This is a genomic window from Ammoniphilus soli, from assembly GCF_040813775.1.
Genome location: NZ_JBEGDL010000010.1, coordinates 186100 through 203851, shown reverse-complemented (window position 1 = coordinate 203851; position 17752 = coordinate 186100). Strand labels below are relative to the sequence as shown.

Below are 17752 nucleotides of genomic sequence, written 5' to 3'. Positions count from 1 at the left end.
TCGCCACGTGGATGTTCCGCAGTCGATCTGAGGAATTAAACTTTCTCAATTAGTAAAAATTAATAACATAAATATAAAACTATTAACAATTTTGTCTCTTTCAGATATGATATACTTTAATAAAAAGATAATAATACCAATGTGGAGTTGTGGGAGACAGGGAGGCGAACGATGAAAAAGATAACACGATTTAGAAAGGTATTGGTCGCAAATCGCGGAGAGATTGCGATACGTATCTTTCGCGCATGCACAGAACTAGGGATCCGTACAGTGGCAGTTTATTCCGAACAGGACAACATTGCCTTGCACCGATTCAAGGCAGATGAAGCTTATCTAATCGGAGAAGGAAAAGGTGCCATCGAGGCTTATCTTGACATCGAGGGTATCATTGAAGTGGCCAAGCGCCATGACGTGGATGCCATTCATCCCGGTTACGGTTTCCTTTCCGAAAACGCGGAGTTTGCCAGGAGATGCCAGGAAGAGGGCATTGTATTCATCGGGCCTGACGCAGCGCATATTCAAACCTTCGGGGACAAGGTTGACGCAAGGACGATGGCCATTAAGGCAGGGATACCCGTTATCCCAGGAACTCCAGAACCGATTCAAACGTTGCAGGAAGCTATGTTTTTTGCAAAGGAACATGGCTATCCGATTATCATTAAAGCGGCATCTGGCGGCGGTGGCCGAGGCATGAGGATCGTTCGCCATGCGGATGAATTGCAGGAAGCTCTAGATCGTGCCAGATCAGAAGCGAAATCCGCATTCGGCAATACGGCTGTCTATATTGAGAAGTATCTTGACCGCCCCAAGCATATTGAGGTCCAGATCCTCGCTGACCGTTATGGCCAAGTTGTTCATCTCTTTGAGAGGGATTGCTCGATCCAGCGCCGACACCAGAAGGTGGTTGAGGTGGCTCCAAGTGTATCCCTGCCAGAGGAGCTGCGCAAGGAAATTAACGAATCTGCCCTTCAGCTGATGAGGACTGCCGGTTACATGAATGCCGGAACGGTGGAGTACTTAGTCACAGCTGACCATAAGTTCTATTTCATTGAGGTTAATCCAAGAGTTCAAGTGGAACATACCATTACGGAAATGATCACGGGTATCGACATCGTTCAGTCGCAGATCCGTATCGCAGAAGGGTATGCCCTTGCTGATCCGGAAATTGGAATTGGCAGTCAGGAGAACATTACGACCCGGGGTTATGCGATCCAGTGCCGTGTCACGACTGAGGACCCTGCACGCGGATTCCTTCCGGAAACTGGGCGTCTGCTCGCCTACCGTTCTGGCGGTGGATTCGGCATTCGCTTGGACGCCGGAAATGGATATCCTGGTGCTGTTATTACTCCGCATTATGATTCTCTACTCGTTAAAGTATCAGCTTGGGCCATGCAATATGAGAAAGCTTCCAGGAAGATGCTGAGAACCTTGAAGGAGTTTAGAATTCGCGGAGTCAAAACCAATATCCCATTCCTTGAAAACGTGGTTCAGCACCCAGAGTTTCTAAGCGGACATTACGACACATCATTTATCGACACGAAGAATGAGCTATTCGAGTTCCCGAAGCGCAGGGACCGCGGAACCAAGCTATTGACCTATATTGGACAGACCATTGTCAATGGGCATCCTGGATTGCCGAAGGGAAAGAAACCAAGCTTCCCTACGCCTAGGATTCCTGTTACGACCTATAAGCAGGAGTATCCTCAGGGAACCAAGCAAATCCTTGATCAGCAAGGTGCTGCTGGGCTCGTGAATTGGATCAAGGATCAGAATCAGCTTCTTGTCACGGATACAACGTTCCGCGATGCTCAACAGTCTCTTTTCGCGACACGCGTAAGAACGCATGACCTTCTTCAGATTGCTGAAGCGACTGGAAAATTAGCCCCTAACCTCTTTTCCTTAGAAATGTGGGGAGGAGCGACTTTCGACACGTCGATGCGCTTCTTGAATGAGGATCCATGGGAAAGGCTGCACCTCTTAAGAGAAAAGATCCCGAATCTTCTTTTCCAGATGCTGTTCCGGGGGGCTAATGCGGTTGGATATACAAACTATCCGGATAATGTTATCCGTAAGTTTGTCCAATTATCCGCTGAGGCCGGCATCGATGTCTTCCGTATTTTTGATAGCTTAAACTGGTTAGATGGCATGAAGGTGGCCATTGATGCTGTGTTGGAGAGCGGAAAGATTGCAGAGGCAACCGTTTGCTATACGGGGGACATTTTAGATCCGAAGCGTGACAAGTATTCCCTGCAATATTATGTGAATTTGGCCAAAGAACTTGAACAAACTGGGGCACATATTCTTTGCATCAAGGATATGGCAGGGCTTCTTAAGCCATTTGCCGCATATGAGTTGGTTCGTGCATTAAAACAGGAAATTGGCATTCCAATTCATCTTCATACCCATGATACGAGCGGGAATCAGCTTGGAACTCTTTTAAAGGCCTACGAGGCCGGCGTGGATATTGTAGACGTTGCCGTAAGTTCGCTATCCGGACTCACATCCCAGCCGAGCTTAAATGGTCTGGTAGCCAGCTTGAAGGGTCAAGAAAGAGAAACTGGGCTGGATGAAGGCCATATGCAAAAGCTCTCCGATTATTGGGAGGATGTCCGCCAGTATTACGTTGGGTTCGAAAGCGAAATGAAGGCTTCTACTACTGATGTCTACCAGCATGAAATGCCTGGCGGCCAATACACCAACCTTAATCAGCAAGCTAAAGGAGTAGGTCTTGGCGATCGATGGGATGAAGTGAAAGAAATGTATGCAACGGTCAACATGATGTTCGGAGACATTGTAAAGGTAACTCCGTCTTCTAAGGTCGTAGGCGACATGGCCTTATTTATGGTGCAAAACAACTTGACCGAGCAAGACGTGTATGAAAAAGGCGATCGTTTGGATTTCCCTGAGTCCGTCGTCCAATTCTTCCAAGGATACTTGGGACAGCCGCCGGGCGGTTTCCCGACTCAATTGAGGGATATTATCCTTAAGGGGCGCGATTATTTTACTTGCCGACCTGGGGAACTCCTTCCGCCAGTTGACTTTGACAGCATTCGTGCGGAGCTGGAAGAAAAGGTGAACCGACCGGTTACTGAATTGGATATCATGTCCTATATCATGTATCCGAAGGTATTCCTTGACAAGGAAAAGAATGCAAACGATTTTGGAAAACTTTCCGTATTGGATACGCCAACCTTCTTCTATGGCTTACGCCTAGGCGAAGAGATTTCCGTTGATATTGAGCAAGGGAAAACCCTTGTCGTCAAGTTGATTTCTATTGGGGAAGTAGCTCCAGACGGAACAAGAACCATCTACTATGAGTTGAATGGTCAACCTCGTGAGGTAACAGTACGTGACCTTACCGCTAAAGTGACTGTCCAAACCCGCCGAAAAGTGGATGTAGCCGTACCGGAGGAAATCGGTGCTACGATGCCAGGAAAAGTGCTGAAGCTTATGGTTGAACCGGGCGATAAAGTCAAGAAAGGTGAACATCTGATCGTGACGGAAGCCATGAAGATGGAAACTACCGTGCAGGCTCCATTTAACGCGGTCGTAAAGGCTGTTCACGTCAAGAATGGTGAAACGATTGAAACTGGAGATCTCTTAATCGAGCTAACAAAAACAAAATAAAAATAATGCCATGTTTTTGTGGGCGTCCTTTGAGCTTAGCTTGAGGGACGTCCTTTTTTTATCGGGATGAGTAAAGATGATCATCTTGAATCAGACTAACGGAAGACGAAAGGAGGAAGACCATGTCTATTCAAATCAAAGGCTATGACATCACTTCATTTGATAAGAATCATGAGGAAACCGATATTTTCTTCGCTGGAATCGCGCATTTGGAATATAACAATCAAATCGCTGATGTAGGCTTTGAAGGGCGTCATCAAAAAGGGGCAACCGGCTTTATTGATTTTGACCTTAAGGACCCCGACCAGATTGATATCCCTCAGGTTCGTGAAAAAGCGCCTGATATTCGAGATCTCCTGGCTGAGCATTTGCTCGAATCGGGCTACGAACCAGGAGAATACCGTGACGAGTTGAGAGTATAAGAAAAAAAGGGGGCTGACTTAGAGTCAGCCCCCTTCCCTTATTTTGTTATATGGGGAAAGGAAAGAATCTACTGGATATCAAACGGATCCTGTGACCCTCTTTCCAGTTTGCCATTCCCATTTCCCTGACCTTTTGATTTGCCCATCATCGATTGCATCTTCTCCAAAAATTGAGGGGCCATATCCATAATTTTGTCATACAAGTGGTTGCTGCCTTCAAGCGGAATCGTTTTGATTCCATTCTTTCCTACCACAAGAAAAGCAACTGGAGTAATGGAAACCCCTCCCCCGCTTCCCCCGCCAAAAGGCATTTCTTTTGCACCTGGCTCTTTCGCGGGTTCGTATTCAAATTCACTTCCTCCAGCGGCAAACCCAAAGCCTACCTTTGAGATGGGAAGAATGACACTCCCATCAGGGGTCTCTACAGGGTCACCTACAATGGTATTGACATCTACCATTTCCTTTAAGTTTTCCATTGCCGTCTGCATTAAGCCCTGAATAGGGTGTTCTGCCATATTCCTTCACGCCCTTTGATTAATTTGAATAGGATTCGCACGACTGCGATTATAGAGTTCCCTATCCGGTACCGGAATATACAGAGAAACCGAGTATCCATCTCTGTCGTGTAATAAGCAGGAACGACGTTGATTCGCGGAGTAGTCCGAAGCGCGATATAGCGTGTAATAGCGCCTACAAGCGTAGTCTTTACTCCCCAAAACAAACCGGTAACCATGGCTGTGGAGGCTGCGTCTCCTACTCCGACGCGGGTATACCACTCAAACCTTTCGCACTTGAACTTACTTAAGACGAACTTGGCTACCTCTTGCAGATCATGGGCTCGAAGCTTAATCTGATTCATAAATTCCAGGAATCTCTTCACTTTTCTTGGGGTTAGGAAAAAGCCGCCCTGAGCTTGTCCGGGCTCTGTTTTTTCTTGTGCCGAAGCCTCCGAAGAGGTTTTCATCTTTACCGGTGCCCCTTCAAGCAAAGATGTTATCTTCAGTACGGGAATATCAAACTTCAAAACAATGAAACCGAACAGAAATTGTAGCTCCAGATGAATGTGGTCATTTTCTTCCGACTTTTTGTATTGGATTACAATCTTTACATGGGTTAATAAAAACAAAATCCATAGGATAGCGCAAACTAAAAGGAACCATTTCATCCCGCATTTTCCACCTCTTTCTTTTATTATGATCGGGATGGCAGTCGTTTACTCTGCGTCTAATGAAAAGAAGGCTGCCTTTTTAGGCAGCCTTCTTTCTGCTATGAATTTATTTTGCGGTACTTTTCGAACTGCCTTAGTTCTATCCGGCGGATTTTGCCGGACGTCGTTTTGGGCAGTTCGGTGACAAATTCGATTTCCCTTGGATATTTATAAGGGGCCGTAATGCTTTTTACATGTTCTTGCAGTTCTTTAACTAGCTGTTCTGAACGATGATATTGTTCCTTCAAGATAACAAAAGCTTTGACGATAGACCCTCTCACTTCGTCTGGACTGGCCACCACCGCACACTCTTTGACTGCAACATGCTTGACCAGGGCATCCTCTACTTCAAATGGACCAATGGTATACCCTGAACTAATGATGATGTCATCCGAGCGGCCTTCAAACCAGAAGTACCCCTCTTCATCCATTTTTGCTTGGTCTCCGGTGAGGTACCAATCCCCTCTGTAGGAAGCCGCCGTACGTTCCGGATCATTCAAATACCCCTTAAACAGGGCTGGAGCTGACCGATGGACAGCGATATCTCCCACCTGGCCTGGAGGAACAGGCTTGCCCTCCTCATCGATGATGGCGACTTGATTGCCAGGCGTTGGTTTTCCCATGGAACCGACTTTAATCTCCATGTCCATAATCGTACCGACGAGAAGAGTGTTTTCGGTTTGCCCATATCCATCACGTACTAGTACGCCAAAGTATTTCTTAAAGGTATCAATCACTTGCCTATTTAAGGGTTCCCCTGCGCTCACTGTACTGCGCAGGTAAGGAAGCTTGTACTGATCCAAACCGTCCACTTTCGCCATTAATCGGTATTCCGTTGGTGTACAGCAGAGAACGTTCACTTGATACTTTTCCAAAAGGCTTAAATATTTTTTGGCATCAAATCGCCCTTGATAAACCAATCCGGTCGCACCAGATCCCAATGTTGAAATAAATGGGCTCCAATTCCATTTCGCCCATCCAGGCGCCGCCGTTGCCCAGACTACATCATTCTCCTTTACATCGAGCCAAAGCCTAGCGGCAACGGCCTGATGGGCATAGGCCCAACTGTGGTGGTGAACGACACCTTTGGGATTGCCAGTGGTTCCGGAAGTATAATTCAGGAAAGCTAAATCATCCGAACGAGTGGGTACAATATCAAAGACATCGGATTGCGAGCCTACCAATTGACGATAGTCTTGCCATCCGCCCACTTCGCCTCCTACTGTAATCAAGTACTTAAGCTCTTGAACCTCGTTTTTAACCTGATTGAAGCGGTCCGTGACATCATGGAAGCAAACGACAGCTTTTGCCTTGGAATGCTCCAGTCGATAAAGCAGATCCTTGGGCATTAGCATTTCTGAACCGGGAGATACCACTAGCCCCATCTTCAAGGCCCCTAAATAGACATAGTAAGCTTCAGGGATGCGAGGCAAGTTAATGATTACCCTATCCCCCTTTTTTAAACCTAAGCTTTTCATGGCATTAGCGAATTTGTTGGACTCTTGGCGCAATTGAAGATAGGTAACCTCTGTGGTTAAACCGCTTTCGTCTTCCCATAATAAAGCTTTTTTTGTAGCATCTTCCGCATGACGGTCGATGTCCGCAGCCATATTATAGTACTCAGGCGCGATTAAATTTAAATCGAGTTTTTCTGTCATGAATAAACCCTCTCCCCTGCTGATCGATTGAGCATTCGATCAGTTTATGTATGTAACCGATTTATTCTTAATTTTACACAAATTTCATGTTACTTTCCAGTTTCTTTTGTGAACTTTTTATAAACATTTATTTTTCTGAAACTTAATAACTAACTTTCTTCCGATCTCGTAAATGTTCATCTCCCCAATAGGGGATAATGTCCAAATGGAGGTGTTATAAGTTGGAAGATCAAAAACGGTTACAGGAACTGATTGAAAAAGGGAAAAAGTCCCCCCTCAATAATAAGGAGCTTATGGAAATGATTAGCCTTTTGGGACCAGAGGAAGCGATGAAGGCAGTTAAAGGGCAAAGAAAATAAAAAATAGGGCAACGATACCGTTGCCCTACCTGCTCCTATTCAAAAGGAGCTTTATGCAATTATTGACGGAAACCACTAAGTTGCTGCTCAGCGAATTGAACCAGACGCTTGGTGATTTCCCCACCAACAGAACCGTTAGCGCGAGCTGTTTGTTCTGGTCCAAGCTGTACGCCAAATTCTTGAGCAATTTCGAACTTCATTTGATCAAGAGCTTGGGATGCGCCAGAAACGAGCTTTTGATTGTTGTTTGGCATGTGTGTCACCTCCTCTTATGTTGTAACAATATCGTTTCACAAATTGGAGAAAGTCATTCATGAATTTAGATGTTAAATATTGGTAATTAATCCATACTTAGCATAATTCTTCCCACTTCATATGCTGCGCTCGGCTTAGAAAGAGGTTTTATTCTTTCAGTCCACAGATGGCGATCCTTATCTTGGCAAAACTCACTGACCAGACGAGAGAGCTCGTCCCCCTTGGAAGCCTGCATTCCCACCTCATAGGAAAGGAGAAACTGGCTATTGCGGACTTCTTGGCCTGGGATGGGTTTATAAATCAGGATGGGCAAATGGCTTGCCAAAGCCTCTGACACGGTTAATCCCCCGGGCTTTCCGATCATAAGGTCGGCACTATACATCCATTCATGGATATCGGTTACATAGTCCATGACCTGGACGGCATGGGGGAAAGAACGTCCCGCCAAATAGGTTCCCAGGTTTATACGGGCGGCTTGATTCCTTCCTGTTAATGCTGCAATAAATAGAGGATGCTCTACTTGAGCCAAGCTTTCAAGAATTTCCTCATAAGGAAGAAGGCCTAGCCCTCCACCCGTGACTAGGATAAATAATGCGTCTGGGGGAACGGAGTAGCGTTCCCTAATGTTCCTTTGGGACCTGGATTCACAAAAAATCGGATCAATGGGAATACCCGTTACATGAATTTGCTCCGAATCTAATTTATACTCCTTCACCATCTTCTCCTTAATGGAAGGAGCGCCCACAAAGTAGGCATCGATTTCTTTATGTATCCAAAATGGATTTACCCAATAATCGGTTAAAGCTGCCCCTAATCGAAACGAATAGTCCTGCTTCAACTCGGCAAAACCGCCTAAACAAAAGGCATGTGTACTGACTATGATATCGGGCCGCTCCTTGTCCAGATAGGGAGTAATTTTTTTTGCCACAAACTTCTTTAAAATGTTTTTCCCCATTAAACTCCACTCCCTATCCCGCTGGTAAGCCCATCCCCACAAGGGGGCTGCATGCCGGATAGCCCCCATATAAAGCCGGTTAGACAACTTTTCTAACATCGGGCTCACATGGGTTAAGGAAGTATCCACTTTAATTTCGGCTTGGGGAACTTGCAGCCTAAAGCCCTTGGCGACATTTTCTGCGGCACGGTTATGACCCGACCCCGCAATGGACTCTGAAAGGATAAGTATTTTCATAGGGCACCTCACAGCAATTTCATGAATACCATTATGCCCTTTTTCTTTCAGATGACATCAATGCGAATGGATTTTCTTAGATTTTTTTTATTATCTCACTCTCGCCTTACTGATGGAGAAACTTCCTTCCGCGAATCCATTTTCCCATCACAATAACAAATGCGACGGCAAAAAATTCAATGATCCAAGTTATATGGGAGGATAAATAGCGTTCTACGACCGGATCTCTTATGATCATAACCGCAGCGGTATAGGCGATGACAGCAGCTCCAATGTAGACCACTGGCGGATATTTATTCATAATCTTGGAAATGAATTGACTGCACCAGACGATAATCGGTATGCTTACGGCAAGTCCAAAAATTATTAATAAAAGATTTCCTTGGGAGGCGCCAGCTATAGCAATAATATTGTCAACTCCCATAATGACATCGGCTATAATGATGGTTCGAACGGCCTGCCAAAATGTTTTCCCGCTTTCAACATTATTGTGTTCGTTATCTTCGATTAGCAGCTTTAATGCAACCCAAACAAGGAGCAAGCCGCCTATCGCCATCAAGAGAGGTACCTTCAGCAATTCAACAGCAACAAAGGTCATCAGGATCCTGACCACAACCGCTCCTACAGTCCCCCATAGGATAGCTCTTCGCCGTTGTTTAACCGGCAGGTTTTTCGAGGCCATGCCGATCACTACTGCATTATCTCCTGCCAGAACGAGATCGATAGCTATAATACTTAGGAAAGAGAACAAAATTGCCGAGTCTAGATACATTTGCATACCACTCTTTCTTCTCTAGGTTAAGTCGCTGACTTTTCCAAATTCAGCGCCTCCTGCTATCAACATATATATTAGCCTTGTCCTCTTTTAATACTAGAAAACTTGGGTCGCGCAAGCTACAAGTTTTCCTCGTGCTGTCCAAATAATGTAACGGAGTTATAATTCTGACAGTACGAAAAAAAACTACTCGTCCGGAATGGCGAAGTAGCTTTTCACTGTTGAGACATCTTATTGTTCGACGGGTGAATAATTGACCTGTAAACGAAGGGTTTCTTTATCGATTATATTCTTTTCCGCTTGTCCTGTATCGATCACAGAAAAAAGCATCCAGCCAATGAAGACCGCAAAAAACATCAGAATCAAGTAAAATAATTTTCTTTGGGTGCGATACGGTTCCATTTAAAGCCTCCTCCGCTGCTTTTTACCATTATGGCATAAATCAAGCGGACAGCGTTCAACAAAAAATCGCAAAATATCGACAATAAACATCAATTGCCGCTATTCTCATAAACGATCAGGAACCCATGATCTAAATTCATCTTCCTTTCCTTTTTTAATTGGCTGATAATCCGGCTAGCTGTTTCTCGAGTGGTCCCTACCAGGTTCGCAATATCTTGATGGGTTAAATCAATTTCCAGCAGATACCCTTCCCCTGATTTCTTTCCTTTTTCTTTTGCTAAAGAGAATAGAACACTATAAATTTTTTCAGTCATATCTTTGCTTAGAACGTGCGATAATCGTAATTGAAGGGCTCTAATTTTTCCGTCCAGTTCCTGAAGAAGCTTCACGGTAAGCTTCGGCTGATGTTCAAGGAGCTTTGTAAATTTCTGAACATACATATAGTACAGCTCCCCATCCTCAAGAACCTCTGCCGTAGCCGGGTAATCGCTCCCCCCATACCATCCTACGTGAGGGAACATGTCTCCCTTTCCAAGCAGATTCACGATTTGCTCCCGACCATCTTCTGTGGATTTAAATACTTTAACCCTCCCTTTATTTATAAAATAAATAACTTCACAGGGATCCCCCTCATAAAACAATATATCTTTTTTCTTTCCTTCTTTCGGCAATAAAAGGCCAGACACATGTTTCAGCTCTTCCTCCGTGCAATGCTGAAATATTGGAGTTTTCCCAAGCATTTGTCCCAACGCGTTGGCTTCCATGTTTCCTCCCCCTCTCCTCCGTACCTTTCTTAGTCATGAATCATTATAGCATGAAGCCGTGTATTGAAAAAATTAGATTGTAATCGTGCCACTTTTTTGATATTTTTAAGATATATACATACTTTATTACACATATGCTTTATAGTGAAAAAGTATTATTGCTAAAGTATCTTAAAGAAATAATGAGGGGGAACACATGATGAGGAAACAATGGAAAAAAGTTGCAATGGGATTATTAGGAGCCTCTTTAGCCCTTTCCCTGACTGCCTGCGGAGGAGGATCTTCCTCAAGCCAACCGGCTGCAACACCTGAAAAACCAGCAGAAACAACAGGAAGCGAACCAGCATCTGATAAACAAATAAAAATTGGCATAAGCCAAATTGTTGAGCATCCCGCCTTGGATGCAGCCAAAAAGGGCTTTGTAGACTATCTGAACGAAAATGGCTATAAGGAAGGAGAACAAGTGACCTACGACTTCCAAAGCGCACAAGGGGACATGAATACAGCTACTTCCATTGCCCAGAAGTTTGCTGGCGATAAAGTGGATATGATTTTAGCCATCGCCACCCCAACAGCCCAAGCCGCTGCACAGGCAAGCAAGGATATCCCTATTCTCTTTACGGCTGTAACGGATCCCGTTGTGGCCAAGATCGTATCAAGCATGGATAATCCGGGAGGAAACGTAACGGGTACCTCGGATATGAATCCAATTAAAGAGCAATTGAACCTGGTCAAGGAAGTAAACCCGGATGCCAAAAAAGTCGGGGTCATCTACAATTCAGGCGAAGCCAATTCCGTCGTACAGATAGAGCTAGCGAAGGCTATTGCTCCAGAGCTTGGATTAGAGCTTGTGGAACGTGCCGTAACGAACAGTTCGGAAGTAAAACAAGCGGCCGAATCGATTTCCGGTATTGATGCTTTCTACGTGCCAACCGATAATACGGTTGTTTCCGCTTTGGATACAGTGCTCATGGTAGCTGAAAACATGAAGATTCCTGTGATTGCCGGGGAAGGCGAGTCCGTAAAAAATGGAGCTTTGGTAACTTACGGAATTGACTACTATGAATTAGGCCGACAAACAGGGGAAATGGCTGTGAAGGTGCTGAAAGGTGAGGCAAAACCGGCTGAGATGCCAGTTGAGACGCAAAAGAACCTTCAACTGTTCGTGAACAAAAAAGCAGCAGAACGCTTTGGCGTAACCATTCCTCAAAAAATGTTAGATGAGGCCGACGAAGTAATCGAATAAAACGCGTAACAAGAGGCTTCCGGATGGAGGCCTCTTGTTTTTGTTGGGAAACAAGCTGTTTTATAAGCTCGAATATTGTCTAAAAGTGTTCACTCCCTTATTCCCGCTTTTTGTTATACAATGAGTAATAATCTTTGGTTGCAAGGTTATCCTCCTCAGGTGCAAAATACAACTAGTGTTCAATTCTGACGGGAGAGTTAACCCTTAAAGCAGATAGAATAAAGGAGAGATTTTCTGTGGACCGTGTCAAATTTAACACGTTGATCCCTGCCAGAATTTTTATTGGAAGCGAAACTGATGCACAAGACATGGTCGACATTGCCCAATGTGATGTGATCATTGATCTGAGGGAAGAAGCGGTTCGCCCTTCTTTTTCAAGCGACACGGCACAATGGATACATATTGGTTTGAAGGACCATATTTCGGGTCAGGAAGAAAGGGTAAGGGAAGCGATACAATTAGTGACGGAGTTGTACCAGCAAGGAAAGAGCATTGGCATCCATTGCGCCTCTGGGGTTTGCAGAACGGCTACCATCGCCATAGGAGTTCTCATCGAACTGGGCATATGCAAAAAAATGAAGGAAGCACTGGAGTTTGTGGAAATGAGCCGTAAGCAGACTGCCCTTCACCCTAGCTTAAAGAAGACACTGCAAAACCTATACAAGTAGTCAATAGCCGGGTCCAGCACCCGGTTTTTATTTGCGAATACATATACTTTCCTATTGCCAGGGATGGACGTTTGCCAGCAGTTATGGCTATAATATCAGTATCAATTTTTTCGGAAAGGGGGACTTCTGATGTCCTATCTTCCATCCAAAGAAAAGAAAGAAACGTATGTCAGAGAGCTCTTTAATAACATCTCTAAGGGATATGACAAAACCAATCGCATGATGAGCATGGGGCAAGATGAAAGATGGCGCCGAATCGTCGTTACGCGCTCAGAAGCTCATGCAGGAGATCACATCCTTGATGTTTGCTGTGGGACAGCAAAGTTATCGATGCAATTGGCTGCCGCAGTCGGACCTGAGGGAAAGGTTACAGGACTGGATTTCTCGGAAAACATGATAGAAGTGGGGAAACAAAATATCCAGTCCCATCCTTTTAAAGATCAGATTACGCTAGTCCAGGGGAACGCGATGAGTTTGCCCTATGAGGATAATCAATTTGATGCCGTAACGGTAGCCTGGGGTTTAAGGAATGTACCAGACCTAGAAAAAGCCATCTCCGAAATGGTGCGTGTACTAAAGCCCGGAGGAAAACTAGTTTCCCTTGATATGTCCAAGCCGAGCGCTCCGGTTTTCAAACAGGTGTACTGGTTATACTTCGAGAAAATCGTTCCCGTCATGGGTCAGTTTGGCGCGGGAAAAGCCAATGCCTATCGGTACTTTTATGAATCGGCGAAAGAGTTTCCAGATGCTAAGAAATTAACGAAGATCTTTGCTAAACATGGACTGCAAGAAACGAAATATACGAACTTAATGGGCGGAACGTTGGCGATTGTCGAAGGAAGAAAGTAATCCGTCTACCTTAATCCGTAGCGATAGTGGGAGAACCTCCATCTAATTTAAAAAATACTGAGGAAAATGAAAAAATAGTTGGAATAAGTCCCACTAAAGCTCCAAATTGATAAATCTAAGCCATTATTCAGACGGATAATGGGAGTTTTTCCATCTAAATCAGTCCTTCTTGGGCAAAATTGAATTTTAATTGGAGAAATTCCCACTAATCCAGCTCCTTCTTCCAACTGCACTCAATGTGAGGGGACTATTAACTATTTGTCTTCTCTCTCCTATCCCCTAAGACCCCGAAAATAACTCCATTTTCAATAAACCGAAAAGTCTCATCAACTAACCAAAACACGCTTAAATTCAAGGGCTTTTTTCTTGACGATTTTATGTATATAATGTGTCTATAGAATCGAACGGAGGATGATTGGATGCATAAACTAGCCCTTTCCGTAATTGCTGGCTTTATCTTGATTTATATTCAGTCCCTAATGGTCATGAAGTGGAATGGTTATTCGTCCATTGAGTTCCATAATTTATCTCTCCTATTTTCCTTATGGGCTGTGAATGTCATTATGGTATATAGCCTAGTGTTTAATTTTAGAAAACCGTTTCGTGAATCGGATAACCAGCATAATTATTAAGGCCGTACTCTTGAGATCTTCTAAGGGTACGGCCTTCCATCTTTAAAATAGAGGAACTTTTTTCTCTCATTTAAAAAGAGTATGTACAATTCCCCGGAATAAGGGAACAAATTTCCCCTATCTTTACTTTTTCTCTCTTTTTCTCTGCGTTAAGGGAAGTTTATTCCCTTATTTACCTTAGCTGATATCCGTCTCTAACATGGACTCCTAGGTTGCCGTTATTACTCAACAAAAAAACTGGTCCCACAAAAATCCCGTGGAACCAGTCTCCTCTTCTTATTTCTTTTCTGTAATCTCTTCAAGGAGCTGCTGAACAAAGTCATTTAGCGACAATGTACCGATATCCCCTTGCTCTCTCTTGCGAACAGCCACTTGTCCGTTTTCTGCTTCGGCTTTACCGATCACGGCCATGTACGGCATTTTTTCCAATTGCGCTTGTCTAATTTTATAGCCAATCTTCTCGTTTCGATTATCCAGCTCTACGCGGATTCCCACGCGCTTCAGCTTCTGAACGACTTCTTCGGCATAGCCTGCCAAGTCATTGCTGATCGTCAGCACCTTCACTTGCGTAGGAGACAACCATAGCGGGAACTTGCCCTCGTACACTTCAATCAGGTACGCTGTTAAACGTTCCATAGTAGAGAGGATGCCGCGATGGATAACAACAGGACGGTGAGGCTTGTCATCATCCCCAATGTATTCCAATTGGAAACGCTCAGGGAGCAAAAAGTCTAATTGAGCTGTAGATAAAGTTTCATCTTTACCTATCGCAGTTTTGACCATAACGTCTAATTTCGGACCATAGAAGGCGGCTTCCCCTTCGACTTCCTTATAAGGCAAGCCGAGGTTGTCCATCGCGCTCTTTAGCATGGACTGAGCCATTTCCCACAGTTCATCGTTTTGGACGTATTTCTCTTTGTCCTCCGGATCACGATAAGATAAACGGAACCAGTAGTCGGTAATATTGAGATCCTTATAAGCCTGTTGGATCAGCTGCACCACTCGACTGAATTCTTCCTGAATTTGATCCGGTCGGCAGAAAATATGGGCATCATTAAGAGTCATGGCGCGAACGCGCTGCAATCCGGACACGGCACCGGATGCTTCATATCGATGCATCGTACCTAGCTCAGCAATGCGGATCGGCAGATCGCGATAACTGTGCTTGTCCGACTTATAGATCATCATGTGATGAGGACAATTCATGGGACGAAGGACAAACATTTCGTTATCCATTTCCATTGGCGGGAACATGTCCTCTTGGTAATGCTCCCAGTGGCCGGACGTTTTATATAAATCCACATTGGCGATGACTGGGGTATACACATGGTCATAGCCAAGGCTTTCTTCTAAATCTACAATATAACGCTCAAGCGTGCGGCGGATTTTCGCACCATTTGGAAGCCATAACGGCAAGCCAGGCCCGATCTCCGGTGTAGCAGTAAAGATTTTCATTTCCTTCCCGATACGGCGGTGGTCGCGGCGGCGAGCTTGCTCGAGGCGGTCAAGATATTCAGCCAATTGCTCTTTTTTCGGCCATGCCGTTCCGTAAATCCGTGTTAAGGAATCATTCTTTGCATCTCCTCGCCAGTAGGCAGCAGATAGCGACATGAGCTTAAAGACTTTCAAGTATCCCGTAGATGGAACATGCGGCCCACGGCACAAGTCCGTGAACTCCCCTTGCGTATAAAGCGTAAGGATCGTTTCTTCCGGCAAATCATTGATAATCTCTACTTTATATTTATCGTTACGCTCTTTGAAGTATTCCAGCGCATCATTTCGGGAGATTTCTTTTCTTTCTATCTTCAGGTTTTCTTTAATGATACACTGCATTTCCTTCTCGATTTGATCAAATTCTTCCGAAGAGAAGGTGCGGCCGGACATATCATAATAGAAACCATCTTCAATAACCGGACCTATAGCTAGCTTGACTTCTGGCCATAGCCGCTGAATGGCTTGCGCCATCAAGTGGGCTGTGGAATGGCGGAGAACCTCTAGCCCTTGTTCGTCTTCAGCAGTAAACAGCTCTATATGGCAATCTTCTGTAATCGGGGTCGTCAATTCGGTCAACTTTCCATTAATGCTGCCGATTACAGATTCCTTTTTTAGCTTGGAAGAGATCTGGCCTGCCAGGTCGCGCAAATTGATACCGGCCTCGACCTCGCGGATACTGCCATCTTTCAGTTCAACCTTTACCATGGACATGCGAGTACACCTCTTTTTTCTCTTTTCATCATTATTTCATAATACCGGAAAAAATACCTAAAAGCTACCTTCACTTCATTCGAAGAAATCATTGGTAAGCTTTTCTTTTTCAGCTATAATATAACTTGCTGAAATTCGAAGGCTGGAGGCATCCATAATGACTGCAGAGGAACTGCTCAGGGAATTGGCGGGGAAAAGACTATTTGCAACTCCACAAGAGAAAAGAAAGCTGATTGAAAAGCTAGCCGCAAATACTGGCCTTCTCCCCTATCCTATACCTATTATCCTGATTACCGGTACTTGCGGGAAGGGATCGACTACCCTTTTTTTATCTTCTATTCTAGAGGCCCATGGCTTTCGGGTCGGAATGGTACAAAGCCCGCATTTACTCTCTTTTAGTGAACGGATCCAAGTAAACAGGACTCCACTGTCAGAAGAGAGCATCCTTAGACAAATTGATGAGCTTCTCCCGGCTCTCCATCAATCCGTAGAACCGACGGAAAATCACCCATTAGGGGCCTTAAACTATAACCAGCTTTTTCTGATAACTGGGCTGCACCTTTTTCTGCAGGAAAAGGCGGATTTTGTCCTGCTGGAAACCGGCATTGGCGGCTATAACGATCCGAGCACCTTTTTCACGCCGATCCTATCTATCATCACCAACGTGTTTATGGATCATGAGGCCGTTCTGGGGAACTCCTTTGCCCAGATTGCGTACGATAAATCAGGCGTCATCAAAGAAGGGGTTCCTGCTATTACCGGGACTGCAGTTCCAGAAGCGCTCGACGTGCTGAAAACCGAAGCTAAAAGCAAACGGGCGCCTTTGTATTGCTTAGGAGAAGACTTCTCGGTAAAAGCTTATGGGGGAGAAATCCTCTATGAGGAACCCGGTTTCGAGCTGCCTTATCAACTTAGCGTCAACGGTCAGTTTCAATGGGACAACTCTTCATTAGCCATCAAGTGCTGCCTTCTCCTTCATGAACTGGGTTACCCGATTCAATCGAAGAAAATCGCAGAGGCCTTAGCGTGTACGGAGCTTCCCGGACGATTTCAAGTGGTCGGTAAGTCACCATTAACCGTAGTCGATGGGGCTCATAATGAGGAAGAAATCAGACGCTTTTGTGAAACGGTAGGCAAACTCGGATGTGAGGTGAATTTTTTCATCCTGAGTTTTTCCCAAGACAAGAGATCTGAAGAGATGCTAGGGTGGTTTAAAGGCATCCCAGCCGTGTTCTTATTCGCTCCCCATACGAACTCGCTGAGAGTAAAAGATCCTAAAGAATTGGCATCTTTTCTTCTGCGGGAATATGGGACAGAAGCTCACGTTTTCCCCTCATTGGAGCACGCTTATCTTTACGCAAAATCTAAAGCCAGAAGCACAGACGCTATTTTCTTTACCGGTTCGATGTTTATTGCTGGGGATGCCCTGCACATGCTTGATAAAATAGGCCAAGACAAGGAAAACTAATTGGTAACATTCATTGTTATACG

At 44.8% G+C, this 17752-nt stretch carries 18 protein-coding genes; 8 read left to right on the top strand and 10 right to left on the bottom strand.

Annotated features, from left to right (window positions below):
• Positions 1-171: 171 nt before the first annotated feature.
• Together pyc and ABLT31_RS19890 are read left to right on the top strand one after the other, a co-directional pair.
• Positions 172-3627, top strand: a complete 3456-nt coding sequence (pyc, locus tag ABLT31_RS19895; RefSeq protein WP_367754866.1) for a pyruvate carboxylase — start codon at positions 172-174, stop codon at positions 3625-3627.
• A 122-nt stretch (positions 3628-3749) separates the two neighbouring features.
• Entirely contained in the window at positions 3750-4049 is a 300-nt protein-coding gene (locus ABLT31_RS19890; protein WP_367754864.1) for a hypothetical protein, read from the top strand.
• Positions 4050-4117: 68 nt separating this feature from the next.
• Here ABLT31_RS19890 and ytfJ read toward each other — a convergent pair whose 3' ends face one another.
• From ytfJ to mbcS, 3 genes are all read right to left on the bottom strand, one after another.
• On the bottom strand, positions 4118-4564 hold the full coding sequence (gene ytfJ, locus ABLT31_RS19885) for a GerW family sporulation protein (RefSeq protein ID WP_367754862.1): 447 nt from the start codon (positions 4562-4564) through the stop codon (positions 4118-4120).
• Positions 4537-5214, bottom strand: coding sequence for a DUF2953 domain-containing protein (locus ABLT31_RS19880; RefSeq protein ID WP_367754860.1), 678 nt, complete (start codon positions 5212-5214; stop codon positions 4537-4539). The genes ytfJ and ABLT31_RS19880 overlap by 28 nt, the downstream gene beginning before the upstream one ends.
• Positions 5215-5315: 101 nt before the next feature.
• Entirely contained in the window at positions 5316-6914 is a 1599-nt protein-coding gene (gene mbcS / locus ABLT31_RS19875) for an acyl-CoA synthetase MbcS (RefSeq protein WP_367754858.1), read from the bottom strand.
• A 221-nt stretch (positions 6915-7135) separates the two neighbouring features.
• On the opposite strand from mbcS, the gene ABLT31_RS19870 reads away from it, so the two are divergent.
• Entirely contained in the window at positions 7136-7273 is a 138-nt protein-coding gene (locus tag ABLT31_RS19870; RefSeq protein WP_367754855.1) for a hypothetical protein, read from the top strand.
• A gap of 59 nt (positions 7274-7332) precedes the next feature.
• Here the strand turns inward: ABLT31_RS19870 and ABLT31_RS19865 are convergent, their stop codons facing one another.
• The 5 genes from ABLT31_RS19865 to ABLT31_RS19845 all read right to left on the bottom strand — a co-directional run bounded on the left by ABLT31_RS19865 (position 7333) and on the right by ABLT31_RS19845 (position 10661).
• Positions 7333-7527, bottom strand: a complete 195-nt coding sequence (locus ABLT31_RS19865) for a small, acid-soluble spore protein, alpha/beta type (RefSeq protein WP_367754853.1) — start codon at positions 7525-7527, stop codon at positions 7333-7335.
• 86 nt (positions 7528-7613) lie between these two features.
• Positions 7614-8720 carry an MGDG synthase family glycosyltransferase gene (locus ABLT31_RS19860; protein ID WP_367754851.1) on the bottom strand — a complete coding sequence of 369 codons (1107 nt, stop codon included), beginning with the start codon at positions 8718-8720 and terminating at the stop codon, positions 7614-7616.
• 106 nt (positions 8721-8826) lie between these two features.
• Positions 8827-9498, bottom strand: coding sequence for a TerC family protein (locus tag ABLT31_RS19855; protein WP_367754849.1), 672 nt, complete (start codon positions 9496-9498; stop codon positions 8827-8829).
• 228 nt (positions 9499-9726) lie between these two features.
• Positions 9727-9897 carry a hypothetical protein gene (locus ABLT31_RS19850; RefSeq protein ID WP_367754847.1) on the bottom strand — a complete coding sequence of 57 codons (171 nt, stop codon included), beginning with the start codon at positions 9895-9897 and terminating at the stop codon, positions 9727-9729.
• A gap of 89 nt (positions 9898-9986) precedes the next feature.
• Entirely contained in the window at positions 9987-10661 is a 675-nt protein-coding gene (locus ABLT31_RS19845) for a Crp/Fnr family transcriptional regulator (RefSeq protein WP_367754845.1), read from the bottom strand.
• A gap of 199 nt (positions 10662-10860) precedes the next feature.
• Here ABLT31_RS19845 and ABLT31_RS19840 point away from each other — a divergent pair, with 199 nt between their 5' ends.
• The 3 genes from ABLT31_RS19840 to ABLT31_RS19830 all read left to right on the top strand — a co-directional run bounded on the left by ABLT31_RS19840 (position 10861) and on the right by ABLT31_RS19830 (position 13424).
• Positions 10861-11907, top strand: coding sequence for an ABC transporter substrate-binding protein (locus ABLT31_RS19840; protein WP_367754843.1), 1047 nt, complete (start codon positions 10861-10863; stop codon positions 11905-11907).
• Between the two features lie 236 nt (positions 11908-12143).
• Positions 12144-12575 carry a protein-tyrosine phosphatase family protein gene (locus ABLT31_RS19835; RefSeq protein WP_367754841.1) on the top strand — a complete coding sequence of 144 codons (432 nt, stop codon included), beginning with the start codon at positions 12144-12146 and terminating at the stop codon, positions 12573-12575.
• Positions 12576-12704: 129 nt separating this feature from the next.
• On the top strand, positions 12705-13424 hold the full coding sequence (locus ABLT31_RS19830) for a demethylmenaquinone methyltransferase (protein WP_367754839.1): 720 nt from the start codon (positions 12705-12707) through the stop codon (positions 13422-13424).
• A gap of 47 nt (positions 13425-13471) precedes the next feature.
• On the opposite strand, the gene ABLT31_RS19825 is transcribed toward ABLT31_RS19830, so the two are convergent.
• On the bottom strand, positions 13472-13657 hold the full coding sequence (locus ABLT31_RS19825; protein ID WP_367754837.1) for a hypothetical protein: 186 nt from the start codon (positions 13655-13657) through the stop codon (positions 13472-13474).
• A 186-nt stretch (positions 13658-13843) separates the two neighbouring features.
• Between ABLT31_RS19825 and ABLT31_RS19820 the strand changes: the two genes are divergently transcribed.
• Positions 13844-14056 (top strand): hypothetical protein, encoded by a 213-nt coding sequence (locus tag ABLT31_RS19820; RefSeq protein ID WP_367754835.1) that lies wholly within the window; start codon positions 13844-13846, stop codon positions 14054-14056.
• Positions 14057-14332: 276 nt separating this feature from the next.
• Here the strand turns inward: ABLT31_RS19820 and thrS are convergent, their stop codons facing one another.
• Positions 14333-16261, bottom strand: coding sequence for a threonine--tRNA ligase (thrS, locus tag ABLT31_RS19815; RefSeq protein WP_367754832.1), 1929 nt, complete (start codon positions 16259-16261; stop codon positions 14333-14335).
• A 157-nt stretch (positions 16262-16418) separates the two neighbouring features.
• Here thrS and ABLT31_RS19810 point away from each other — a divergent pair, with 157 nt between their 5' ends.
• Positions 16419-17729 carry a bifunctional folylpolyglutamate synthase/dihydrofolate synthase gene (locus ABLT31_RS19810; RefSeq protein WP_367754830.1) on the top strand — a complete coding sequence of 437 codons (1311 nt, stop codon included), beginning with the start codon at positions 16419-16421 and terminating at the stop codon, positions 17727-17729.
• Positions 17730-17752 lie beyond the last annotated feature (23 nt).